The sequence below is a fragment of the Sphingomonas sp. CFBP 8760 genome (assembly GCF_014841615.1).
In the GTDB taxonomy this organism is placed as follows: domain Bacteria; phylum Pseudomonadota; class Alphaproteobacteria; order Sphingomonadales; family Sphingomonadaceae; genus Sphingomonas.
The window spans coordinates 66,206-90,557 of sequence record NZ_JACYUG010000002.1; the positions used below are offsets into that span (position 1 = coordinate 66,206).

Annotated in this window: 25 protein-coding genes; 2 read left to right on the top strand and 23 right to left on the bottom strand. The window is 67.9% G+C overall.

Going from position 1 to position 24,352, the window contains the following annotated elements; all coding sequences use genetic code 11:
• Positions 1-28: 28 nt before the first annotated feature.
• From grxD to leuC, 6 genes are all read right to left on the bottom strand, one after another.
• Positions 29-355 carry a Grx4 family monothiol glutaredoxin gene (gene grxD / locus IFT82_RS03195; protein WP_192124483.1) on the bottom strand — a complete coding sequence of 109 codons (327 nt, stop codon included), beginning with the start codon at positions 353-355 and terminating at the stop codon, positions 29-31.
• Between the two features lie 11 nt (positions 356-366).
• Complete coding sequence (locus IFT82_RS03200) at positions 367-597, bottom strand: BolA family protein (RefSeq protein ID WP_192124485.1); 231 nt, start codon at positions 595-597, stop codon at positions 367-369.
• A 1-nt stretch (position 598) separates the two neighbouring features.
• Positions 599-922: a DUF1476 domain-containing protein gene (locus IFT82_RS03205; RefSeq protein WP_192124487.1), complete on the bottom strand. Its 324-nt coding sequence runs from the start codon at positions 920-922 to the stop codon at positions 599-601.
• A gap of 79 nt (positions 923-1,001) precedes the next feature.
• Positions 1,002-1,997 (bottom strand): NADPH:quinone oxidoreductase family protein, encoded by a 996-nt coding sequence (locus IFT82_RS03210; protein ID WP_192124489.1) that lies wholly within the window; start codon positions 1,995-1,997, stop codon positions 1,002-1,004.
• The gene (leuD, locus tag IFT82_RS03215; protein WP_192124491.1) at positions 1,960-2,589 is read right to left on the bottom strand and encodes a 3-isopropylmalate dehydratase small subunit; all 630 of its coding nucleotides are present in this window, start codon (positions 2,587-2,589) and stop codon (positions 1,960-1,962) included. The genes IFT82_RS03210 and leuD overlap by 38 nt, the downstream gene beginning before the upstream one ends.
• 100 nt (positions 2,590-2,689) lie before the next feature.
• Positions 2,690-4,129, bottom strand: a complete 1,440-nt coding sequence (gene leuC / locus IFT82_RS03220) for a 3-isopropylmalate dehydratase large subunit (RefSeq protein ID WP_192124493.1) — start codon at positions 4,127-4,129, stop codon at positions 2,690-2,692.
• Between the two features lie 120 nt (positions 4,130-4,249).
• Between leuC and IFT82_RS03225 the strand changes: the two genes are divergently transcribed.
• On the top strand, positions 4,250-4,603 hold the full coding sequence (locus IFT82_RS03225; RefSeq protein WP_192124495.1) for a response regulator: 354 nt from the start codon (positions 4,250-4,252) through the stop codon (positions 4,601-4,603).
• 10 nt (positions 4,604-4,613) lie between these two features.
• On the opposite strand, the gene guaA is transcribed toward IFT82_RS03225, so the two are convergent.
• The 11 genes from guaA to IFT82_RS03280 form a co-directional block, all read right to left on the bottom strand.
• The gene (gene guaA, locus IFT82_RS03230; protein WP_192124497.1) at positions 4,614-6,167 is read right to left on the bottom strand and encodes a glutamine-hydrolyzing GMP synthase; all 1,554 of its coding nucleotides are present in this window, start codon (positions 6,165-6,167) and stop codon (positions 4,614-4,616) included.
• Positions 6,168-6,301: 134 nt separating this feature from the next.
• Positions 6,302-6,727 carry a 50S ribosomal protein L17 gene (gene rplQ, locus IFT82_RS03235; RefSeq protein ID WP_192124499.1) on the bottom strand — a complete coding sequence of 142 codons (426 nt, stop codon included), beginning with the start codon at positions 6,725-6,727 and terminating at the stop codon, positions 6,302-6,304.
• Between the two features lie 279 nt (positions 6,728-7,006).
• Complete coding sequence (locus IFT82_RS03240; RefSeq protein ID WP_192124501.1) at positions 7,007-8,071, bottom strand: DNA-directed RNA polymerase subunit alpha; 1,065 nt, start codon at positions 8,069-8,071, stop codon at positions 7,007-7,009.
• Between the two features lie 82 nt (positions 8,072-8,153).
• A complete protein-coding gene (gene rpsK, locus IFT82_RS03245; protein WP_192124504.1) occupies positions 8,154-8,543 on the bottom strand; it encodes a 30S ribosomal protein S11 in 390 nt (129 codons plus the stop codon).
• Positions 8,544-8,651: 108 nt separating this feature from the next.
• Positions 8,652-9,020 (bottom strand): 30S ribosomal protein S13, encoded by a 369-nt coding sequence (gene rpsM, locus IFT82_RS03250; RefSeq protein ID WP_192124506.1) that lies wholly within the window; start codon positions 9,018-9,020, stop codon positions 8,652-8,654.
• 169 nt (positions 9,021-9,189) lie between these two features.
• Entirely contained in the window at positions 9,190-9,462 is a 273-nt protein-coding gene (locus tag IFT82_RS03255; RefSeq protein WP_192124508.1) for a hypothetical protein, read from the bottom strand.
• Between the two features lie 52 nt (positions 9,463-9,514).
• Entirely contained in the window at positions 9,515-9,925 is a 411-nt protein-coding gene (locus IFT82_RS03260) for a hypothetical protein (RefSeq protein WP_192124510.1), read from the bottom strand.
• A gap of 49 nt (positions 9,926-9,974) precedes the next feature.
• Entirely contained in the window at positions 9,975-11,318 is a 1,344-nt protein-coding gene (locus IFT82_RS03265; RefSeq protein WP_192124512.1) for a sensor histidine kinase, read from the bottom strand.
• A 15-nt stretch (positions 11,319-11,333) separates the two neighbouring features.
• Positions 11,334-12,026, bottom strand: coding sequence for a winged helix-turn-helix domain-containing protein (locus IFT82_RS03270; RefSeq protein WP_192124514.1), 693 nt, complete (start codon positions 12,024-12,026; stop codon positions 11,334-11,336).
• A gap of 194 nt (positions 12,027-12,220) precedes the next feature.
• Positions 12,221-15,385 (bottom strand): type II toxin-antitoxin system ParD family antitoxin, encoded by a 3,165-nt coding sequence (locus IFT82_RS03275; protein WP_199860307.1) that lies wholly within the window; start codon positions 15,383-15,385, stop codon positions 12,221-12,223.
• A 116-nt stretch (positions 15,386-15,501) separates the two neighbouring features.
• Positions 15,502-16,047 (bottom strand): hypothetical protein, encoded by a 546-nt coding sequence (locus IFT82_RS03280; RefSeq protein ID WP_192124516.1) that lies wholly within the window; start codon positions 16,045-16,047, stop codon positions 15,502-15,504.
• Positions 16,048-16,220: 173 nt separating this feature from the next.
• On the opposite strand from IFT82_RS03280, the gene IFT82_RS03285 reads away from it, so the two are divergent.
• Positions 16,221-18,662, top strand: a complete 2,442-nt coding sequence (locus IFT82_RS03285) for a TonB-dependent receptor plug domain-containing protein (protein ID WP_192124518.1) — start codon at positions 16,221-16,223, stop codon at positions 18,660-18,662.
• Here IFT82_RS03285 and mnhG read toward each other — a convergent pair.
• From mnhG to mbhE, 6 genes are read right to left on the bottom strand one after another with little or no spacing between them, the layout of a single operon-like run.
• Entirely contained in the window at positions 18,619-19,008 is a 390-nt protein-coding gene (gene mnhG / locus IFT82_RS03290; protein ID WP_192124520.1) for a monovalent cation/H(+) antiporter subunit G, read from the bottom strand. The two genes, IFT82_RS03285 and mnhG, sit on opposite strands and share 44 nt — an antisense overlap.
• A complete protein-coding gene (locus tag IFT82_RS03295; RefSeq protein WP_192124522.1) occupies positions 19,005-19,283 on the bottom strand; it encodes a monovalent cation/H+ antiporter complex subunit F in 279 nt (92 codons plus the stop codon). Before IFT82_RS03295 ends, mnhG begins: the two co-directional genes overlap by 4 nt.
• The gene (locus IFT82_RS03300) at positions 19,280-19,615 is read right to left on the bottom strand and encodes a Na+/H+ antiporter subunit E (RefSeq protein WP_192124524.1); all 336 of its coding nucleotides are present in this window, start codon (positions 19,613-19,615) and stop codon (positions 19,280-19,282) included. Before IFT82_RS03300 ends, IFT82_RS03295 begins: the two co-directional genes overlap by 4 nt.
• Positions 19,612-21,075, bottom strand: coding sequence for a proton-conducting transporter transmembrane domain-containing protein (locus tag IFT82_RS03305; RefSeq protein WP_192124526.1), 1,464 nt, complete (start codon positions 21,073-21,075; stop codon positions 19,612-19,614). The genes IFT82_RS03300 and IFT82_RS03305 overlap by 4 nt, the downstream gene beginning before the upstream one ends.
• Complete coding sequence (locus IFT82_RS03310) at positions 21,072-21,446, bottom strand: sodium:proton antiporter (protein ID WP_192124528.1); 375 nt, start codon at positions 21,444-21,446, stop codon at positions 21,072-21,074. The genes IFT82_RS03305 and IFT82_RS03310 overlap by 4 nt, the downstream gene beginning before the upstream one ends.
• Positions 21,443-24,175 (bottom strand): hydrogen gas-evolving membrane-bound hydrogenase subunit E, encoded by a 2,733-nt coding sequence (gene mbhE, locus IFT82_RS03315; RefSeq protein WP_192124530.1) that lies wholly within the window; start codon positions 24,173-24,175, stop codon positions 21,443-21,445. Before mbhE ends, IFT82_RS03310 begins: the two co-directional genes overlap by 4 nt.
• Positions 24,176-24,352: the final 177 nt, after the last annotated feature.

Genomic DNA, 24,352 nt, shown 5'->3' on the forward strand with positions numbered 1-24,352 from the left:
CGCCGGTCCACCCGACCCGGCCTACCGTTCAGGAGGCGGGGCGTTCGCCGCCGAACAGTTCGGCCAGCTCGCCGCTTTCGTACATCTCCATCATGATGTCCGATCCGCCGACGAATTCGCCATCGACATAGAGCTGCGGGATCGTCGGCCAATCCGAATAGGCCTTGATGCCCTGCCGGATGCCCTGATCCTGCAACACGTCGACGCTTTCGAACTCAGCGCCGAGATGATTGAGGATCGCCACCGCCCGGCTGGAAAAGCCGCATTGCGGGAACAGCGGGCTGCCCTTCATGAACAGCACCACCTTGTTGGCCTTCACCACCGCATCGATGCGGGCGTTCGTGTCGTCGGTCATCATCGTCATCCTCAGGAAACGGCTGTCGTCAGTTGGAGCGCGTGGAGTTCGCCCCCCATGCGCCCGCCCAGCGCGGCATAGACGGCGCGGGTCTGCGCCACGCGGCTCATCCCGGCGAAGCTGGGCGCGACCACGCGGGCGGCATAGTGATCGCCGTCCCCGGCCAGATCGGTGATCTCGACCTGCGCATCGGGGATCGCCTGGCGGATCAGCGTGGCGATATCGTCGGCGGACATCGGCATGTCAGCGCACCTCCAGCAACTGGCGGCGGGCTTCGACATGCCGTTCCTCCAGCGCGCTGCGCACGGTCGGCTCGTCGGTATCGACGCCGGCGGCGGTCAGATCACCCACCACCTTGCGGATCACGTCCTCGTCACCCGATTCCTCGAAATCGGCCTGCACCACCGCCTTGGCATAGGCATCGGTTTCCGCCGGGGTCAGCCCCATCCGCTCCGCCGCCCACTGGCCGAGCAGGCGGTTGCGGCGCGCGGTGATCCGGAACGCCATCTCGTCGTCGCGCACGAACTTCGCCTCGGCCGCGCGTTCGCGGTCCTCGAACATGGTCATCTGGCTGCTCCCCGCATCATTGCTGCTGCGGAGATAGGCGCAGCGATACGGCGGCGCAACATAGCGGGCGGCGCGCGTCCTAGACTTCCACCACCAGCTTGCCGATCGCGCCGCGCGAGGCGATCTGCGCGATCGCCCTGCCCCCGTCGGCCAGCGGGTACCGGCCGGTGACGCGGGGGCCGATACGGCCATCGGCCCACAGGCGGAACAGGTGATCGACATGCGCAGCGTTGGCCGCCGGATCGCGCGCGGCGAAGGCGCCCCAGAACACCCCGCAGACATCGCAGCTTTTCAGCAGCGTCAGGTTGAGCGGCAGTTTCGGAATGCCGGCCGGGAAGCCGACGACCAGATACCGCCCTTCCCAGCCGATCGATCGCAGCGCCGGTTCGGCATAATCGCCGCCGACCGGATCGTAGATCACATCGAACCCCGCCTTGCCCCCGGCCGCCTTGAACCGGTCGGCCAGCGCCCTGGACTGGTCGCGATCGAACGGCGCGCGCGGATAGACGATCGCCTCGTCCGCCCCGGCCGCCATCGCGGCGGCGGCCTTTTCATCCGAGGAGACGGCCGCGACGACGCGGGCACCGAACGCCTTGCCCAGTTCGATCGCCGCCAGCCCGACGCCGCCGGCCGCGCCCAGCACCAGCAGGCTCTGCCCCGCCGCCAGCCGGCCACGGTCGAGCAGCGCATGGATGGTGGTGGCATAGGTCAGGATCAGCGACGCGCCCTCGGCGAAATCGCGGCCTTCGGGCAGGCGATAGAGGCGGGCCGCATCGACCGCGACCTTTTCCGCCAGCCCGCCATGGCCGACCATGCCGATCACCCGGTCGCCGGGTTGCCAGCCGGTCACCCCGTCGCCGACGCTGTCGACGATGCCCGCCACCTCGCCACCCGGCGCGAAGGGGCGCGGCGGCTTGAACTGGTATTTGTCCTCGATGATGAGGACATCGGGATAGTTGATCGCGCAGGCGCGCACGGCGACCACGACCTGCCCCGGCGCGGGCACCGGATCGGGCGCGTCGGCCAGTTCCAGAGTTTCAGGTCCGCCCGGCGCCCTCGACAGCAATGCCTTCATATCCGCGTCTCCCCTCGACCCAGGGGCGATGTTCGGCCATCGCTCCCTCGAATTTCGAAATCGCGGTATCTCTTGCCAGTGTCAGGCCGATCTCGTCCAGCCCTTCCATCAGGCACTGGCGACGGAACGGGTCGAGTTCGAAGGCGAAGCGGTCCTGATAGGGGGTGGTGACCGTCATCGTTTCCAGATCGACGGTGACGGGCTGGTCCCTGGCCACCTCGACCAGCCGGTCGACCGCTTCCTGCGGCAGCACGACGGGGATGATGCCGTTCTTGAAGGCATTGCCTGAAAAGATGTCGGAAAAGCTGGGTGCGATCACCGCACGGATACCCATGTCGGCCAGCGCCCAGGCGGCATGTTCGCGGCTCGACCCGCAGCCGAAATTGTCGCCCGCGATCAGCACCGGCGCGCCGGCATAGCGGGGATCGTCGAAGATGTTGCCCGGCACCGCCCGCACCGTCTCGAACGCGCCACGGCCCAGACCCGAGCGGGCGATCGTCTTCAGCCAGTGCGCGGGGATGATGACGTCGGTATCGACGTTCTTGGCGCCCCAGGGATAGGCGGTGCCGGCAACCGTGGTGACCGCCTCCACTATTCCCCCCGCGCCTGCGCCACAGGTTTCGCCACGCTGGCGCTGTAGGCGGCGACGCCGCTCAGGACCGCACCGGCGACCAGCATCACGAGTATCTTCTTCATGCGTCGTTCCCCATCAGATCGCGGACATCCGCCAGCCGGCCGGTCACCGCCGCCGCCGCCGCCATTGCCGGCGACAACAGGTGGGTGCGAGCACCGGGTCCCTGTCGCCCGACGAAATTGCGGTTGGACGTGGAGGCGCAGCGTTCGCCCGGTGGCACCTTGTCCGGGTTCATCGCCAGGCACATCGAACAGCCCGGTTCGCGCCATTCGAAGCCGGCGTCCACGAAGATGCGGTCGAGCCCCTCCGCCTCCGCCTGCCGCTTCACCAGCCCGGACCCCGGCACGACCATCGCGCGCACACCGTCGGCGACACGGCGACCGTTGGCGACCGAGGCGGCCGCGCGCAGGTCCTCGATCCGGCTGTTGGTGCAGCTGCCGATGAAGACATGGCCGACGCCGACGTCCTGCATCCGCGTACCGGGTGCCAGCCCCATGTAATCGAGCGACTTGCGCGCGGCGTCGCGCTTGGCGGGATCGGCGAAGCTGTCGGGATCGGGGACGACGCCGGTGATCGGCACCACGTCTTCCGGACTGGTTCCCCAGGTGAGCGAGGGGGCGATGTCGGTGGCGTCCAGCGTCACCGTCCGGTCGTAGCGCGCGCCGGCATCGGTGGGCAGCGTCCGCCACCAGTCGACCGCACGATCCCATTCCGCCCCCGCCGGCGCCATCGGCCGCCCCTTCAGATAGGCGAAGGTCGTCTCGTCCGGGGCGATCAGGCCGGCGCGCGCGCCACCCTCGATCGACATGTTGGCGATGGTCAGCCGCCCCTCGACCGACAGGGCACGGATCACCGCGCCGGTATATTCGACGACATAGCCGGTGCCGCCCGCCGCGCCGATGCGGCCGATGATCGCGAGGATCACGTCCTTGGCCGACACGCCGTAGCCAAGCGTGCCGTCGACGCGGATCTCCATCGTCTTCGATCGCGTCAGTTGCAGCGTCTGGGTGGCGAGGACATGCTCGACCTCCGACGTGCCGATCCCGAACGCCAGTGCGCCGAGCGCGCCGTGCGCGGAGGTGTGGCTGTCGCCGCAGACCAGCGTGGTGCCCGGCAGGGTGAACCCCAGTTCGGGGCCGACGACATGGACGATCCCCTGCTCCGCCGCGGTGGCATCGATATAGTCGATGCCGAATTCGGCGGTGTTGCGGCGCAACGCCTCCAGCTGGGCCGCGCTTTCGCGATCGGCGATCGGCAGCAGCCGGCCATCGGCGCCCAGACGCGGGGTCGTGGGCAGATTATGGTCGGGTACCGCCAGCGTCAGTTCGGGCCGGCGGACGCGACGACCGGCGACACGCAGCCCCTCGAACGCCTGCGGGCTGGTAACCTCGTGGACGAGGTGGCGGTCGATATACAGAAGGCAGGTGCCGTCGTCGCGACGTTCGACGACATGCGCATCCCAGATCTTCTCGTAGAGCGTTTGCGGACGGCTGGCCATAAGGCGCCTCCGTTAACCGAAATGGCGTTCGCCGCCAAGTCGCACGCTTTCCGCGAATGACGGGGGACCGATCCGCGTCATCACCCGTTAAAGTAACCTGGATCAAGGGAGACGACGCGGGTGTGCCACGTTCTGATTATCGAGGACGAGCCGCTGGTCGCCATGAACATCGAAATGATGCTCAGCGAAATCGGCGCGACGTCCTTCTCATTCGCCGTGACCGAGGACGAGGCGGTGATCGCCGCGCACGAACATCCGCCGCAGCTCATCACCTCCGACGTGCGGTTGGTGGACGGTCTCGGCCCGGCTGCCGTGCGGCGTATCCATGAGGAACTGGGGCCGATGCCGGTGATCTTCATCACCGCCAGCCCCCATGACTGCGACCCCGACGATCCATCGACCACGGTTCTGGTGAAGCCGGTGAGCAGCGAGGCGGTGACCGCCGCTTTCCACCGGATGATGCCGCTGCCCTAGGCGTCGCGCGTCATTCCCACTCGATCGTGCCGGGGGGCTTGGAGGTATAATCATAGGTGACGCGATTGACGCCCTTCACCTCGTTGATGATCCGGGTCGCGACGCGCGGCAGGAAGTCGCCGGGGAAGGAAAACGCCTGCGCCGTCATCCCGTCGACCGAGGTTACCGCCCTGAGCGCCAGGACGTAATCATAGGTACGGGCATCGCCCATCACCCCGACGGTGCGGACCGGCAGCAGCACGGCGAACGCCTGCCAGATCGCATCGTAGAGGCCGGCGGCGCGGATTTCCTCCAGATAGATCGCATCCGCCTTGCGCAGGATATCGCAGCGTTCGCGCGTCACCTCGCCGGGGATACGGATCGCGAGGCCAGGTCCGGGGAAGGGATGACGGCCGACGAACACGTCGGGCAGACCCAGTTCGCGACCCAGCACGCGGACCTCGTCCTTAAACAGTTCGCGCAAGGGTTCGACCAGCTTCATGTTCATGCGTTCGGGCAGGCCGCCAACATTGTGGTGGCTCTTGATCGTCACCGATGGCCCGCCGGTGAAGCTGACGCTTTCGATCACGTCGGGATAGAGCGTGCCCTGCGCGAGGAAGTCGGCGCCGCCGATCTTCTTCGCCTCCGCCTCGAACACGTCGATGAAGGTCTTGCCGATGAACTTGCGCTTCGCCTCCGGATCGGTGACGCCGGCAAGGCCATCCATGAACAGGTCCTGCGCCTGCACATGGACGAGCGGGATATTGTAGTGGCCACGGAACAGGCCGACGACCTGCTCGGCCTCCCCGGCCCGCAGGATGCCGCCATCGACGAACACGCAGGTGAGCTGGTCGCCGATCGCCTCGTGGATCAGCAGCGCGGCGACCGACGAGTCGACCCCGCCGGACAGACCGCAGATCACCTTCGACGCGCCGACCTGTTCGCGGATCTCCGCGATCTTGGCGGCGCGGAACTCGGCCATCGTCCAGTCGCCGGCGAGACCGCAGACGTGGCGGACGAAGTTGGCGATCAGCTTCGCGCCGTCCGGGGTGTGGACGACCTCCGGGTGGAACTGCATCGCATAGATGCGGCGATCGTCGTCGGCGATGATCGCGAACGGCGCGCCGCGGCTGGAAGCGACGGGGCGGAAGCCGGGGGCGAGTTCGGCCACGTGATCGCCGTGGCTCATCCATACCTGATGCCGGTCGCCTTCGGCCCACAGGCCGTCGAACAGCGCGCAAGGGGCATCGACCGCGACGAACGCCTCGCCGAACTCGCCCCCCATCCCCTTCTCGACCCGACCACCGAGTTGCTGGATCAGCGCCTGCTGGCCGTAGCAGATGCCCATGATCGGCAGGCCGCTTTCCAGGATCGCATCGGGAATGCGCGGACTGCCCTCGTCGAGGACGGAGGCGGGGCCGCCGGACAGGATGATGCCCTTCGGCCGGATGCGGGCATAGGCGTCGGCGGCGGACTGGAAGGGGGCGATCTCGCTATAGACGCCCGCCTCGCGGACGCGACGCGCGATCAGCTGCGTCACCTGGCTGCCGAAATCGACGATGAGGATGCTGTCGGGGTGTTCCATGGCGCGGCCCTAGCCGCGAAGCGGGCCGGGGCCAAGCCCGGCCGGCGGGGCAACATTGCCGCGACGGGCTCTCACGCAAGAAGGCCGCACTCCCCAAGGGGAATGCGGCCTTCCGGAAACCGATCAGCAGGCGATCACGCCGCTTCGTTGTAATCCTCGTCGTCCTGGACCACCGGGCCGGAATCCTGACCCTTGGCCGAGACGTCGCGATCGACGAACTCGATGATCGCCATCGGCGAGGCGTCCGACTGGCGCGGGCCGGTCTTGATGATGCGGGTGTAGCCGCCGTTGCGATCAGCATAGCGCGACGCGATCACGTCGAACAGCTTCACCAGCTGCGCATCGTCCAGCAGGCGGGCATGGGCGAGACGACGGTTGGACAGGCCACCCTTCTTCGCCAGCGTCACCAGCTTCTCGACATAGGGGCGAAGCTCCTTCGCCTTGGCGACGGTGGTGGTGATCTGCTCGTGCTTGATGAGCGCGGCCGCCATGTTCCGGAACAGGGCGATCCGGTGGGCCGAGGTACGTTGCAGCTTACGGCCGCCGACGCGATGACGCATGATGTATGTCCTTCTTCGTTCGTTCAGGGGCCGTTTGACGGAAACCCCGGAGCAGGCGGTGAGAAAAAAGGGCCACCGCCGATAACCCGTGCCGGCAGAGAAGCCGGCGGAAAGTCACGAAAGTCACGTCCTACAGGGGGTATTTCACCCGAACCGGGACTTTTCGCTGTGGGCCGGACCCGGGCAAAGCCCGTGCCTCACGTCGAACGGGTCAGCCAAACTGACCCGCCGGCCGGGCTGGCGCCGTCATCGGGATAGCGTTCGCTATCCCGATGCGGCTCAGCCCATGATTTCCTGCTCAAGCTTCTTGGCCATCTCTTCGATGTTCTCGGGCGGCCAGCCCGGGATTTCCATGCCGAGGCGCAGACCCATCGACGACAGCACTTCCTTGATCTCGTTCAAGGACTTGCGGCCGAAGTTCGGGGTGCGCAGCATTTCCGCCTCGGTCTTGCCGACCAGATCACCGATATAGATGATGTTGTCGTTCTTGAGGCAGTTGGCCGAGCGGACCGACAGTTCGAGCTCGTCGACCTTCTTGAGCAGGTAACGGTTGATCTGCTGCGTGTCGCCCGCAGGCTCCGCGCCGGCAGCCGGTGCCGCGACCTGACCCGTGGGGGCCGGACGGGTCATCGACGAATCGTCGAAGTGGACGAACAGCGCCAGCTGGTCCTGGAGGATGCGGCCGGCATAGCCCACCGCGTCTTCCGGGGTGACGGTGCCGTCGGTCTCGATCGTCAGCGTCAGCTTGTCGTAATCGAGGTCCTGTCCGACGCGGGTCGGGTCGACCTTGTACGACACCTGACGTACCGGCGAGTAGAGCGCATCGATCGGGATCAGCCCGATCGGGGCGTCGGCCGGACGGTTGGCGGAGGCGGGGACATAGCCCTTCCCCACATCGGCGGTCAGCTCCATGTTGAGCGTCGCACCTTCGTCGAGATGACAGATCACCAGATCCTTGTTCATCACCTCGATATCGCCGGACACGGCGATATCGCCGGCCTTCACCTCGCCGGGGCCGGTGGCCGCCAGCTGGAGACGCTTCGGGCCTTCGCCCTGCATCCGGATCGCGATCTGCTTCACGTTGAGGACGATGTCCGTCACGTCCTCACGGACGCCGGCGAGCGACGAGAACTCATGCAGCACGTTCTCGATCTTGATCGAGGTGACGGCGGCGCCCTGAAGCGAGGAGAGGAGCACGCGGCGCAGCGCGTTGCCGAGCGTCAGGCCGAAGCCACGCTCCAGCGGCTCGGCCACGAAGGTCGCCTTCCGCTTGCCGTCACCGCCCTTCTTCTCCAGGCCGTTCGGCTTTTTGAGTTCCTGCCAGTTCTTTGCGTTGACAGCCACGGGGTTCCCCTGGGTTGGAGGCCGGGGGGCGCCGGCCTCGGATAGTAAAAGGACGCCGGCTCGTCAGCCGGCGAGCCCGAAATCAGACGCGGCGACGCTTGGACGGACGAACGCCGTTATGCGGGATCGACGTGACGTCCCGGATCGACGTGATCTGGAAACCGACCGCCTGCAGCGCGCGCAGCGCCGACTCGCGACCCGAACCCGGACCCTTGACCTCGACCTCGATCGTGCGGACGCCGTGTTCGGCGGCCTTCTTGCCGGCGTCTTCGGCAGCGACCTGCGCGGCGTACGGCGTCGACTTGCGCGAGCCCTTGAAGCCCATCATGCCGGCCGACGACCACGAGATCGCATTGCCCTGCGCGTCGGTGATCGTGATCATGGTGTTGTTGAAGCTGGCGTTCACATGCGCGACGCCGGCGGTGATGTTCTTGCGCTCGCGACGACGAATGCGCTGCGGTTCACGTGCCATTGTTGGAAATTCCTGACCTTGAAATCGTGGTACGGAGACAGGGAGGCCGTCTGCCCCGGACCTGTCTCCGACGGAGAAGAAGTGAAAAACGTCCCCCGGACGTTCTTCTTACTTCTTCTTGCCCGCGATCGGCTTCGCCTTGCCCTTGCGGGTGCGCGCGTTGGTGTGCGTGCGCTGACCGCGGACCGGCAGGCCGCGACGGTGGCGCAGGCCACGATAGCAGGCGAGGTCCATCAGACGCTTGATGTTCATCGCGGTCGTGCGGCGCAGATCGCCCTCGACGCTGTAATCGGCGTCGATCGCTTCACGGATCTGGAGAACCTCCTGATCGGTCAGGTCCTGAACGCGACGTTCCGGCGCAATCGCCAGCTTCTCGGTGATCTTCTTGGCGTTGGCAGGGCCGATGCCGTGAATATAGGTCAGCGCGATAACCACGCGCTTGTTGGTCGGGATGTTGACACCCGCAATACGTGCCATGGAATGTTTCTCCTAGCTCCACAGCGATCGGCATGGCCGCACGATCGCTATCTCGACGCGTTGATCCGCCCCACCGATGCGAAACGCACAAATGCGACGTGCGCAAAAATGCGACGCCGGCAGCCGGTGGCTCGGGGTAGAACGTCGTTAGGGGGCGTGAAACATCAAGTCAAGCAGCGGGTTCCGATCCGGCGGCGGCCAGCGGATGGACCAGCCCGGCCCGCGCGGCGCGGCGGAGCATGGTCCAGCGGCGCAGCGCCACTACGAACCAGATCAGTTCCACCGCCCCGAACGGCCATGCCCCCTGCAGGAAGCCATAGGCCGATCCCATCAGACAGCCGATCGCGAACAGCAACGTCCAGAACGGCGCGCGATCCTCCAGCACATAGCAGATCAGCATAAAGGTGACGGCGAACAGGCCGAAGGCGGTCAGGGCGTCCATGACCGGCAACAATGCACGGAGGAAGCCCGGAGTTGCGTGCCCGGACGCCCGATCAGCCTTCCGCGGCGGGCGATGGCACCGCATCATCGGGCGTGAACAACCATCCCCGTGCCTCGGCCTCCGTATCGAAGCAGCGGCGCCGATCCTCGTTGCCGATCCGCTTCGCCTGAATGCGATGCACGGCACCCGACACGACCATCGCGATCCGCTTCGACGGCGAATCGGGGCGAATCATCTTGGCGAACTCGGCGGCGACGTTCTGCGGCAGGATGTTCTTGCGGCTCATGTCGAGCAGCGTCAGGAAATGGCCCGGCCGCGCGCCTGCCGCGATCATGCCCCGGATCGCCTTCGTCACTTCCAGCCCGAACCGCTCGGCGGTCGGCTGATCCCAGTCGCCTGTCAGCGTGAGATGCAGGAATTCCCGCGCGGGATCGGTGTCGATCGTGAAGGTGGGGGGAACCATGGCAACCTCGCTGACCATTTGGTTCTACGCGATAGAAGTGAATATTCCCTCAAACCGGCAGGAGCAGACGGGCGATCAGACCGGGCGAATTGTCATCCAGTTCCAGCCGTCCGTCGTGCAGGCGCGCGACCGCCTCGATCAGGGTCATGCCCAGCCCGGCGCCGGGCGTGGTGCGGGCGGTATCGAGACGGCCGAACCGGCGCAGCGCGTGCGCCCGGTCGGCGGCGGCGATACCGGGGCCGCGATCCTCGACCTGGATGGTGATCGCACCCGGGGCGGCACCGGCCCGCAGCATCACCGCCCCGCCGCCGGCGCCGTGCTTCAGCGCGTTGTCGATCAGGTTGGTGATCGCCTGGCTGACGAGTTCGCGGTGCAGCCGTACCGGTCGCAGGCCGGGATCGACCCTGACCGTGAAGCTGAGGCCCGCCTCCTCGGCGACGGGGCCGTAGAGGTCGGCGATCTCCTCGACCAGCGCGGCGGGATCGACCAGCGTGAACCGGTCGCGCGACACGGATTCGGACCGGCTGATCTCGATCACCATCGTCAGCATCCGCATCACCAGATCGGTTTCCGCGAGCAGCCCGCCCAGCATCGCATCGCGCGTGGTGGGATCGCCGGCCACCACCGCCTGTTCCGCCTTGGTCCGCAACCGGGCGAGGGGGGAGCGCAGGTCATGCGCCAGACTGTCGGTGACGACGCGGAGTTCGGCCATCAGCCGTTCCACCTTGCCCAGCATCGCGTTCAGCCGCGCCGCCAGCCGGTCGAACGAATCGACGCCGCCCGCCACCATCTCGACCCGGCGGGACAGATCACCCTCCCCCGCCGCCTCGATCACCCCGGCGATCCGGTTGAGCCGCGCGCCGACATAGCGGGCGAGGACGAGGCCGGCGCCGATGCCGAGCGCCAGCGACAGCGTGACCGCCAGCGCCAGCGCGCCTTCGATCGCGCGCTGTTCCGCCTCGATCACGTCGAGCGTGCGGCCGGTCAGCAGCCAGTTCCGGCCGATCGGCCGCAGGATATAGCCGGTATCATGCTGCCCCCACGACCCCGTGTCGGCGAGATGCGCGACGTGGAAGGCGGTGGCGTGCAGCGGCACCGTGACCCGTGGCGGCGCATAGCCGGCCAGCCGGCGGCCGCGCCCATCGAGGATGGCGACGACCAGCGACACATCGCCCGGCGGCCTCGCGTCGCGCACCGCGTCGGCAAGGGGCCGCAACCCCTCGCGCCGCCAGATCGCCAGCAGCGCATCGGACTGTTCGGTCATCTCGCGACGGGTCGCGGCGATCGCATCGTCATGCGTCCATTTCCAGACGAACCCGACGAGGACGAGGTTCGACACCAGCGCCAGCGCGATCGCCAGCAGCGCGATGCGCGCGGTGACCGACAGCCTCATGCGCGACGAGCGCCCCTAGCCGTCGGCGGCGAGGCGATAGCCGGCACCGCGCACGGTGTGGAGGATCGGCGAACCGAACCCGTCCTCCAGCTTGCGGCGCAGGCGGCCGATATGCACGTCGACGACGTTGGAACCGGGATCGAAATGATAGTTCCAGATCTTCTCCAGCATCATCGTGCGGGTGACGACCTGCCCGGCATGACGGGCGAGGAATTCGAGCAGGTTGAACTCGCGCCCGCCCAGCGCGATCGGCCGGCCGGCGCGGGTGACGTGGCGGGCGAGCAGATCGATCTCCAGATCGCCGACCGACAGGCGGGTCTTCTGGGGTTCGGTGGCGGCACGATCGGCACGGCGGACCAGCGCCTCGATCCGGGCGGACAGTTCGGCGAAGGAGAAGGGCTTGCAGAGATAGTCGTCGGCACCGGCGCGAAGCCCGTCGACGCGATCGTCGACCGAGGCGAGCGCGGACAGGACCAGCACCGGTGTCGCCACCTTCGCTGCCCGCAGCGCCCCGACCATCGACAGGCCGTCGAGCCCCGGCAACATGCGATCGGCGACGATCAGGTCGAACACCCCCTCGCTCGCCAGGAACAGGCCGTCGCGGCCATCGCCCGCGATCTCGACCGCATAGCCGTTTTCGGCCAGTCCCTTGGCCAGATACGCGGCCGTGGAGGCGTCGTCCTCGACGATCAGGATCTTGCGGCTCATCGCATCACGCTCACCGGCATCGTCCTATCCCGACAACCCGAAAAGGGAAAGCCGGCGGAAGGTCGTGCCTTCCGCCGGCCCCTACGACGCTTCCGGGAGTTAAAGCGCCGATCTCGCGATCTGGTGGCCCCCCTCTACCGGCGGCCGGCCATCCGCGGGGTGACCGGATCATGACAAATCCATCACGTTCCCGGTCAGGCAGGCATCACCAGCGGGGCGACCGGCGACTGCGGGCGGCGCGCCATCGCCGAATTGACCGCCCGGACCAGCACATCGGCACCATAGGGCTTGGCGAGCATCACCGCCTCCGCCTCCGCCAGCACCGCCGCGGTATCGCCCGTGGCGAACACGATCCCCAGGTCCGGACGCAGCGTGCGGGCGCGGTCCGCAAATTCCGGGCCGGACAGGCCGGGCAGGTTCACATCGGTGACCAGCACGTCGATCGAATTCGCGCGCAGCAGCGTCATCGCCGCCTCCGCGCTGGCGGCATCGAGTACCGTGAAGCCCTGTTCGATCAGGATTTCGGCGGTGCTGGCGCGGATCATCTCGTCATCCTCGACCAGCAGCACGCTGATCCCGCGCGACGGTGCCACGGTTTCGGCCGCGACGGGAGCGGCGGTGCGGGACAGGCTGGTTTGGGACAGGCTGGTTTGGGACAGGGCGGCAAGCTGGCGCTGGCCCCGGTTGCCCAAGACGTGGCGGAACTTCCGCGCCAGCGCCTCACGCGTGTAGGGTTTCGACAGGAGTTCGACCCCGGCATCGAGCCGGCCGCCATGGACGATCGAGTTCTCGGTATAGCCGGAGGTGAACAGCACCGCGATATCTGGCAACCGCTCACGCGCCTTGCGCGCCAGCTCGGGGCTTTTCAGCGTGCCGGGCATCACGACGTCGGTGAACAGCATGTCGATCGGAATGCCGCTTTCGACGACGCTGAGCGCGCTCGTCGCGTCCACCGCCTTCAGCACGCGGTAGCCGAGATCGGTCAGCATCTCGACGACGATGGCGCGCACCTCCGCGTCGTCCTCCACCACCAGCACGGTTTCACTGCCGCCGGTGATCGGGCCGTGATCGACCTGCACCTCGACATCCTCGCTCTGCATCGCGCGCGGCAGATAGAGACGGATGGTAGTGCCGTGCCCAACCTCGGAATAGATCTTAACATGGCCGCCCGACTGCTTGACGAAGCCATAGACCATCGACAGGCCAAGCCCCGATCCCTTGCCCTCGCCCTTGGTCGAGAAGAAGGGTTCGAACACCTTGTCGATGATCTCCGGCGCCATGCCGCTGCCGGTGTCGGATACGGCGAGCATCACATACTGGCCGGGCATCACCTCGTCATGGGTGCGGGCATAGGCATCGTCGAGATGGGCATTGCCCAGTTCGATCGTCAGCCTGCCCTGCCCCTCCATCGCGTCGCGCGCGTTGATCGCCAGGTTGAGCAGAGCGTTCTCGATCTGCGCCGGATCGATGAAGGTGTTCCACAGGCCGCCGCCGACGATCGTCTCGACCTCCACCCCCTCGCCGATCGCGCGGCGCAGCATATCGTCCATGCCGTTGACGAAGCGGGTGACGTTGACGACCTTCGGCTCCAGCGCCTGCCGCCGGCCGAAGGCGAGCAGTTGCGACGCCAGCTTCGATCCGCGCGACACGCCGGCCATCGCGTTGGCGACGCGCCGTTCCGCCCGGTCGTTGCCGGCGACGTCACGCGCGAGCAATTGCAGATTGCCCGACACGACCTGCAACAGGTTGTTGAAATCATGCGCGACACCGCCGGTCAGCTTGCCGACCGTTTCCATCTTCTGCGCCTGCGCCAGCTTCATCTCGGTCTGGCGGCGGCTTTCGATCTCGGCGATCACCCGCGCTTCCAGATTGTCGTTCAGGTGTCGCAGCTGCTGCTCGGCGCGTTCGCGGTGGCGGACCTGCCGGGACAGGTGCTCGGCCTGTTCGCGCAACGCCGCCTCCGCGGCGCGGCGATGGGTGATGTCGGTATGGACGCCGACCCATTCGAGGATATCGCCATCGTCGCCGATGATCGGCAGCGCCCGGATGGCAAAGGTCCGCCACGTTCCGCAATGGCGACGGACGCGATGTTCATGGACGAACATCGACCGGCTGGCGACCGCCGCGTTCCACGCCGCGAGGGTGGCGGCGCCATCATCGGGATGGACGGCATCGGCCCAGCCGAACCCCTGATAGTCGCCTGGCGACTGCCCGGTCAGCTGCGCCCAGCCCGGCTGTTCGCCCAGCATCCGGCCATCGGGGGTGTTGGTCCACAGCACGCCGTGGACGGCATCCATCGCAGTACGGAAACGGGCGTTGCTGACCGTCAGCGCCGCCTCGCGCGCGGCGCGCTCCTCGATGTCGATGCCCAAGACGTAGCAACCGGCGATCGTGCCGCCGGCCGCGATGTCGGGAATGTAGCGCAACTCGAACCGCCGCGCGCTGCCGTCGAGGCGCGGGATGATCGCTTCGCTTTCCAGGGTTTCGCCCGCCAGCGCGCGATCGATCGAGGGCCGGCGGTTGGCATAGAATTCCTCGCCCACCGCATCGCGAATCGTGCGACCGATCATCGTCGCCGGATCGATGCCCAACAGGTCGCGATAGGCGCCGTTGGCGAAGCGATAGACGTGATCGCGATCGACATAGGCGACCAGCATCGGCACCGCATCGGTGACGGCGCGCAACTGCGCCTCGCTCGCCGCGACGCGACGTTCCGCCCGCAACCGCCCGCTATTGTCGACGACGGTACACATCACGCCGCCCACCTGTCCGTTGGCGGCATAGACGGGCGTATAGAACAGATCGAGGTCCAGCGTTTCGCGACCGGTGGCGCGATGGAAGGTGATCGGCTGGTCGTGATGCGAGACGGCTTCGCCCCGTTCAGCGGCCGCCAGCACGGTGCGGTTCCATTCCCACACCTCCGGAAACATCGTCGCCACCGGTTTGCCGAGCGCGACGGGATGCCGGTCGCCCGCGATCGCGCTATAGGCGTCGTTGTAGAGCAGCAGATGATCCGGCCCCCACATCAGCACCTTGGCGATCGGGGAGTTGACGATGTTGGTCACGGCGCTGCGCAATTCGGCCGGCCACCGATCGACCGGACCGAGCGAGGTCGCGCTCCAGTCGCAAGCGCGAATCAGCGCGCCGCATTCGCCGCCGCCGATCGGCCATTCGCCGGAGAATGCGGCCGTCGCGGGGGCCGGCACAAGCTGCCCGCCCTGATCCCGCAGCAATTTCAACGCGGTACGAACCACCTCGCTGGCATTGCCATATTCGCCGGCGGCAAGCTGTTCGTCGATGAACGCTCCCAGCTCTGGTGTGAGCGAGATGTTACGCGACAGACGTTGAATGACCATCATGATAGCATGGCAAAAATCCCTCTGTGTGTCAACCAATGACACACAGCGCGGGTCATAGGATATGCCGGATCGGGGATGCGGATATGGCTATTATAGGCGCGGTTTCGGGACCCTGTTCAGGCCGGGCAGCGAGTATAATGCGTCGTGGCACCCTGACCGCCGCCCTGCCCGTCTCCAGCGCTGTCGCGCACCAGCGAACGGCCGTCGTCCTGTAGCACCATCCGCGTCGATTCGCGCCACGTCTGGCCTTCGCCCCTGAACGACAGGGTGGCGACCAGCGTCGTCGCCCCCTCGATACGTGCCTCCGCCAGCGTCGCCCGGGATTCCCAGAAGCGCAGCGTATCGGCGGTGACGGTCATCAACCCCTTGGCATCGTCGCGCGTGGCGTCGCAGTCCGCCAGCCCGATCCCCCAGCGGCCCCGAAAAGCCATGGGGATCGCGGCGACCGGCGACGGCGCCGGCGTCGGCAGGACGGCGGGAGCGGCGGCGTTGCCGGGGGGATCGAGTGGCACGATCATGTTGCCGGGGTCCGCATACAGGTTGGCCGGGGTCTGCTCGATGGGCGCGACAGCAGCTTCCTCCTCCGCGCCGTTGCCCGTGCTGTCCTCGGACGATCCGCAGGCGGCAAGCATCAATAGAGCAGCGATGGCGTATCTGGTCATGCGGATGGTCCCGATCTGACGAACTAGGGAAGAGTAACGCGGGCGCGGCGACCATGGGTCCGCAAACCGCCCTGTCGGCCCGTGCAAGTATTTCTACCACGAAACGGCCTTGGTGCTGTCCTACAGCGCCGCCCCGATGCCGACGACGCGGCAGGACGATAAAGGGTTTGGCCATGATGATCGGTGAACTGCTGCTGACGGCAGCCACGGCGGCGGCACTCGCGGCGCAGGCGCCCGTATCCCCAACGCCCGCCACGCAGGACGGCGCACAGACGGGAGCGGCACAGACAGAAGCGGCACAGGCCGCGCCGGTGGCCGATGCCGCGACGACGGCGAACGAGGGCGACGATATCGTCGTGACCGGCACCCGCGTCGCCGGTCGCAGTCGGCTGGACAGCGCCTCGCCGGTCGATGTGCTGAGCGGGGCGAGCCTGCAACGCCAGGGCACGACCGAACTGGCGACCGCGCTGGCCGCCGTGGCGCCGTCGATCGATTTCCCGCGCCCCGCCGCCAATGACGGCACCGACGCGATCCGCCCCGCGACGCTGCGCGGCCTGTCGCCGGACCAGACGCTGGTGCTGATCAACGGTATCCGTGGCCATACCGCGGCGCTGCTCAACACCAACGGCACGGTCGGGCGCGGATCGGCGGCGGTCGACCTGAACACCATCCCGACCGTGGCGCTCGACCGGATCGAGGTGCTGCGCGACGGCGCGTCGGCGCAATACGGATCGGATGCGATCGCCGGCGTCGTCAACCTGCGCCTGCGCGAGGCCCGGTCGGGTGGCGGCGCCCAGGTGAATTACGGTTTCTACGACACGCAGGTCGATACCGCCAACAACAGCCGGCACGTGACGGGCGAACATGCCGTCACCGCCTCCGCCTGGCAGGGCATCGGGTTCGGCAGCGACGGCTTCGTCACCGTGTCCGGCGAGTACATGAAGCGCCAGCCGACCAACCGGGCCGATATCGACACGCGGGTCAATCCACGGCGCATCACCGGGCGGTACGGCGACCCCGCCGTCACCCAGTATACCGGTTACGTGAACGCCGGCACCTCGCTGACCGACACGGTCAGTCTCTACGCGTTTGGCGGCTATCAGGACCGTGACACCAAGAGCGCCGCCTTTCCCCGCCTGCCCGGCGTGACCAACGGATACAACGTAAATACGTTATATCCCAATGGCTTCCTGCCGATCATCAACACCAAGTCGAAGGATATCAACGCCGCGACCGGCCTGCGGGGCGATTTCGGCGGGTGGAATGCCGATCTCAGCGTGAGTTACGGCCGAAACCTCATTTCCTTCAACACCCTGAATTCCGCCAATTTCGCGGCGGGCAACGCATCGCAGCGGGATTTCTATGCCGGGCGGCTGATCTATGACCAGTGGATCGCGGGGCTGGACGTGACGCGGAAGTTCGACGTGTTCCAGTCGCTCAACGTCGCGTTCGGCGTCGAGGGCCGGCGCGAGGGCTACAAGATCGAGGCGGGTGAGCCCAATTCCCGCCCGGTCAGCCGGGTGTCGGCGGGGGCGCAAGGCTTCCCCGGCTTCAGCGCGGACAACGAGCTGGAGCGATCGCGCCGCAACGCCAGCGCCTATGTCGATCTGGAAGCGCAGGTGACCGACAAGCTGCTGGTCGGGCTGGCCGGACGCGTCGAGGATTATTCCGATTTCGGCTCGACCGCGACGGGCAAGGCCTCGCTGCGCTACGACATCGCGCCGTGGCTGGCGCTGCGCGGCACCGCCTCCACCGGCTTCCGGGCGCCATCGCTCCAGCAGCAGTTCTTCACCTCGACCGCGTCGGTGGTGCAGAACGGCGTGCCGGTGCTGACGATCACGACGCCGTCGACCTCGCCGCTCGGCACCGGGCTTGGCGGGTTGCAGCTGGAGGCGGAGAAGTCGACCAACTTCTCGGCCGGCGCGGTGGTGCGCGCGGGCGGGTTCGACCTGACGGTCGATGCCTATCGCATCCGCATCCGCAACCAGATCGGCCTGTCGGAAAACCTGAACGCCAGCTTCAGCCCGCAGGTCGCGGCGCTGCTCGCGCCGTCCGGCGTGACGGCCGCGCGCTTCTTCATCAACGGGCTGGCGAGCACGACCAAGGGCGTCGACGTGGTCGCGCACTACCGCCTGCGGACCGAGGCGGCGGGCGCGTTCGACTTCACCGTGGCGGGCAACATCAACGACGTGAAGGTGACGCGGGTGCCGACCTCCACCGCGACGCTGAACCCCGCGCCGACGCTGTTCGCGCGCAGCCGGATCCTGTCGCTGGAAGACGGCACGCCGCAGCAGAAGGTGACGGGGACGATCGACTGGTCGCTCGACCGGCTGGGGGCGCTGGCCCGCGTGACCTATTATGGCGACGTGAACCAGCCCGGCACCACCCCGGCGGCGGACGTGCATACCGGCAAGCACGCGATCACCGATCTGGAACTTCGCTATGCCGCGACCAAGGGGGCGAACATCGGCATCGGCGTCAGCAACGTGTTCGACGTGTATCCCGACCGCACGATCCCGGCGAACAACAGCACCGGTACGCTCGGCTTCCCCTATTACTCGCCGTTCGGGTTCAACGGCCGGTATCTGTACGCCCGGCTGGGGGTGAACTGGTAATCACGTCTTCGGGACGATCCGCCTCCATGTCCATCTCCGGACCAAGCGGATCGTCCCCGATCCCCGTCAGCGGCGTGCCCGACAGATAGGCGGCCCGGCCGAGCAGCTGCGCGCCGAACGGCAGCGTGACGAGCAGGAACAGGATGGTCAGCAGCCCGGTCGACGGCCGGGCCACCTCCCCCAGCAGCATCGCGCCCAGGATGACGAGCGCGGTGCCCAGCGTGCCGGCCTTGGTGGCGCTGTGCATCCGTTGCAGCGCATCGGGCAGGCGGACGAGGCCGATCGCGGCGACCAGCAGGAAGCCGACGCCCAGCGTCATCAGCACGATCCCGGCGAGTGTGGTCATCCCCTGCCCTTGCGTTCGAGAAAGAGGGCGAAGGCGGCGGTGGCGACGAAATTGACCAGCGCCAGCACCAGCGCCACGTCGAGGAAAGCGCTGCGCCCCGTTGCCACCGCGGTCAGCGCCGAGAAGGCGACCGCGACCGCGGTCAGCATGTCGAACGCGACGAACCGGTCCGCGATCGTCGGCCCGCGCAGCATCCGCCAGCCGGCCAGCGCCAGCGCCACGCACAGCACCACCGCCAGTAGCGCGGCGACGGCGGGAAGATCGATATTGCTCATGCCTCCAGCTCCGCGACCCAGCGTTCGTAGAGGCGACGGAACCGCGCGATCGTCGCCGCATGATCGGGCGTGTCGAGCAGGTGCAGGTACAGCCGGCGACGGTCACCGGATACGTGCAGGCAGGTCGATCCCGGCGTCAGCGAGGTGAGATAGGCGAACAGCGCGACCGCCCATGGCCGGCGCAGGTCCGTCTCCATCACCAGAATCGCGGGCCGGGTCGCGACAGCCGGTCGCAGCACCACGGCGGCGACCCGCAACGACGAGACGATCAGGTCCCACAGGAACGCGACGATCAGCGCCAGCACCGCGACGGCCTTGCGCAGCACCGTCATGCCCCCATCCCCTTCAGCGTGGCGGCGGCGAGTTCGGCGACCCGCCACCATGGTTCGGGATACAGGCCGATCGCCAGCGTCGCCGCCGACAGCACCGCCATGCCGGCCAGCATCGCCGGCGGCACATCCCGGGCGGCACGATCGGCGGGCCGCGATTTCCAGCACGTCTCCACCCACAGGCTGGCGACCGAGATGATCGTGAGCAGCGCCGCGACCAGCGCCACCAGCGACAGCCAGCCCATGCCCGCCGCGATCCCGGCACGCAGCACGAACAGCTTCGCCCAGAACCCCGACAGCGGCGGGATGCCGGCCAGCGACAGCATCGGCACCGCGAACAGCGCGACGAACAGCCGGTCGGACCGGATCATGCCGCCGGCCCGCTTCAGGTCCCAGCTGCCGCTGGCCCGGCGGATCGCGCCGATGCCGAGGAACAGGTTGGCTTGCACGATCATCGAATGCATCATGTAGAAAGTCGCGGCCGCCAGCCCTTCGGCCGTCCCCAGCGATACGCCCGCCGCCATGTAGCCGACCTGCGCGACGACGTGATAGCCGATCAGGCGCCGCATGTCGGTCTGCGCCAGCGCGGCGAGCGCGCACAGCAGCATCGTCGCCGCCGCCAGCAGGGCGAGCACCGGCAGCAACTGGGCCGCCGCCGCGCCGAACACCCCCGCGATCACCAGCATCAGCGCATAGAAGCCCATCTTGGTCATCAGCGCGGCGAAGACGGCGGCGACCGTCAGCGGCGCGGCGGCATAGGAGGCGGGCAGCCAGACATGGAGCGGCGCCAGCCCCGATTTCAGCGCGAAGCCGCCGAGGATCAACGCACCGGCGACGGCGAGCGCGACCGAGGGCGGCCGGGCGGGCAGGATCGCCGCCAGCGTCGCCATGTCGAGCGTGCCGGTCGCGCCATAGACGAGGCCGATGCCGGCAAGGATCGCGGTCGCCGCGATCATCCCGAACGCGGCATAGCGCATCGCGCCGCCGATCTGCTCGCGCCGGCGATCGATCGTGACGAGGCCGAGCGCGGCGACCAGCGCCAGTTCGAACCAGACATACAGGTTGAACAGATCGGTGGTCAGCAGCGCACCGTTCACCGCGCCGACCAGCGCCAGCATCAGCGCATCATGCCCCGCCCGCCGCCGGCGATCGCCGATATCGGCGCGTGCATAGATCGCCGCCGCCGTGGCGACGAGTGCCACGACGAGGATCAGCAGCGTCCCCGGCAGGCGCGCGGCGAAACCGACCCCGATCCCCCGTGGCCAATCCCCGAACACGGCGATCGCCGGGCCGGTGCCATCGATCGACCGCACGAACAGCACGATCGATGCCAGCGCGGTGAGCGCGACGACGAGGCCGGTCCACCCCTCGCTGACGCGCGGACGATGGGGGAGCAGCACCGCGACGGCGGCACCGAGCAGCGGCAGCCCGACCGGGGCGATCAGCAGCAGCGAATCGGTCATGCCGGTTCCACCGGATCGGGATCGGCCGGTTGATCGACCGCGCCGAGCGCACGCGCATCGAGCGAGCGCGTCGCCCGCCAGCCGCGCAGCACGATCGCGGCGAGGATGACGGTCAGCGCGAAGCCGATGACGATCGCGGTCAGGATCAGCGCCTGGGCCAGCGGATCGGCGGATTCCTCCAGTACCGTCGCCCCTTCGCGGATCAGCGGCGGCTGGCGACTGGCGATGCCGCCCGCGACGAACAGCATCAGGTTGATGCCGGTCGACAGCAACGCCAGCCCCAGCAGGATACGGATCAGGTTGCGCGACAACACCATGTGCAGCGCACAGGCGACGATCGCGGCGGCGGCAAGCGCCTGGATCAGGGTCATCGTGTCGCCTCCCGCTGCAACCCGAACAGGAACGCCAGCACCGCCCCCAGCACGACCAGATAGACGCCGAGATCGAACGTCATCGTCGTACTGAGTTTCGGGAAGCCGGCGGGCTCCCACCACAGATGCGTCAGATAGGGGCGACCGCCGATCATCCCCGGCAGGCCGCTGACCAGGGCGGTGGCCAGCCCGACGCCGACCAGCGTATGCGGCGACACGCGCAGGCTATGCCCGGCGGCAGCGGGGCCACGTGCCAGCGACAGCACCGCAAAGGCGAGCGCCGCGACCAGCCCGCCGACGAAGCCACCGCCCGGCTGGTCGTGCCCGCGCCACAGGATGACGACCGAGGCGGCGAGCAGCAGCCAGAACAGCGGCGCGGCGGCGACAGCGAAGCTGAAATGCACCGCGCGCACCGGCTCCCCGGCATGGGGCGTCGCGGAGCGCCGCGCCAGCAGCGAGGTGGCGAGCAGCGCGGCGGCGGCGATCACCGTGGTTTCGCCCAGCGTGTCGAAGCCCCGGAAATCGACGAGGATGACGTTGACGACGTTATGCCCCTTGCCGGCGACATAGCTCATCCGCGCGAAGAAATCGGACGGGGCGGCGCCATGACCGATCGTGGCGACATCGACCAGCGCGACCAGCAGCAGCAGCGCGAGCGAACCGGCCAGCACCCAGTCGACCAGTCGCTGCCGGCCGCTGCGGGTGCGCGGGGCATCGAGCGGCAGGACGACGAGCAGCGCGGTCAGCAGCACGACGATCAGCGCCTCCACGGTGAACTGGGTGATCGCCAGATCGGGGGCACCGCCCGTCATGAAGGTGATCGCCACCGCGAACCCGGTCAGCCCCACCGCCAGCATCGCGACCAGCAGGTTGCGCGCCCGCGCCGCCACCACCGCCCCCGCCACGCCCGCCAGCGCGACCAGCGTGTCCGCCACCCGCACCGGCGCATCGCCCGACGGCAGATGAAACGGCGCCCCAACGGACGCCACCGACCACGCAACGATCGCGATCATCGCGGCGATGGCGGTGCCCAGCACCATGCGCAGATCGCCATGTTCGGTCCAGCGGACCAACCCGGCGCTGGTGCGCAGCAGCAGGCGTAACGAGCGTTCCCACATCCGCTCGATCCCGAAGCGCTCGAACTGGTCGTGGCTGCGCAGGTACAGATGGATGCGCCGCCAGAACACCGCGATCGCCACGCCCACCAGCACGACGAGGCCGCTGAGCATCAGCATCGGCGTGACGCCGTGCCACACCGCGACATCGACCTCGATCGGCCGGCGATAGACGGCGGCGACCGCGGGGCCGACCGCGACGCGGGTGATCCAGTCGGGATCGAGGCTGATCGTCAGCCCCGCCAGTGCCAGCAGCAGGGGCGGCATCCCCAGCGAAAAGCTTTCGCGATGCTCCAGCTTCACCGGTTCGGCCGGGCGCAGGAAGAACGGCTTCAGCGTGACGACCGCCGCGACGCCGACCATCACCGCATTGACCAGCACCGCGACCGCGATCGGCACGCTTTCCCAGCTACTCTCGATCTGCGCCTGGAACAGGAATTCCTTGGTGATGAAGCCGAAGAAGGGCGGGATGCCCGCCATCGACAGGCTGGCGCCGGCGCAGGCGATCGCCGTCATCGGCATCCGCCGCGCCAGCCCCCCCAGCGCGCGCAACGAGCCGACGCCGGTGGCATGGAGGACGGAGCCGGCGCAGAAGAACAGGGCCGCCTTGTAGAGCGCATGGGCCAGCAGGAAACCGATCATCGCCACCGTCGCGGTCGGCCCGTCCAGCCCGACCAGCAGCACGAGGATGCCGAGCGAGGCCATGGTGGAAAAGGCGAGCGCCGCCTTGAAGCTTTCGGCCCGCAGCGCCTGCACCGCGGCGACCAACATCGTGATGCACGCGACGACGATCATCACGGTGCGGCCCCAGCCGGTGGCGGCGATCGTCGGTTCGAACCGGGCGAGCAGATAGATACCCAGCTTCACCATCGTGGCCGAATGGAGGAAGGCGGAGGCGGGGGTCGGCGCCTGCATCGCGTTGGGCAGCCAGAAATGGAACGGGAACTGCGCCGATTTGGTGAAGCCCGCGATCATCACCGCGACGACGATCGGCGCGCCCCACGGACTGACGACCAGTTCCGCCCCGCGATCGATCGCCCCGCTGAACGAATAGCTGCCCAGCACATGGCCGATCATCACCACCGCCGCCAGCAGCGCGAGGCCGCCGCCCGCCGTCACCTGCAATGCCATCACCGCGGCGCGGCGGGCGCGGGCGGAGCGGCCGTCGAACCCGATCAGCAGGAACGACAGGATGCTCGTCGCCTCCCAGAAGATCGCCAGCAGCAACAGGTTGTCGGCCAGCACGGTGCCGAGCATCGCGGTCATGAACAACAGGATCAGCGTGAAGAAGCGCGCGCGCTGCGCCCGCGACTTCAGCGTCAGATAGCCGCCGGCATACACCACCACCAGCGCACCGATGCCGGTGATGAGCAGGCAGAACAGGAACGAGAAGCCATCCAGCCGCAGCGTCAGGTCCAGCCCGACCGCCGGTGCCCAGCGATGCGTTTCGGCCTGCACCCAGCCGCGCTCCACCACCGGCGCCATCCTGACGAACGCGGCCAGCAGCCCCAGCGGCAGGATCGCCACGACCAGCCCCGCGCCGCGCCCCATGATCCGGGCCACGAACGGCAACAGGCAGCTTCCCACGAACGACAGGGCCAGAATGACGAGCATCGGTTCTCCATGCGGGAGGCGTTTGCGGAACGCACCCCATAAAAAGCCGGACGGCGGCGGGACGACGGGAAAGCCCCCGGCGGTCACCGGTTCACCGCCCGGCCGGCATCGCCCTAAACAAAAATTTTCTGTCAAAGGTCCGGCCATTGGCATTTGTTGCGTCTGACGGGGTGAGAG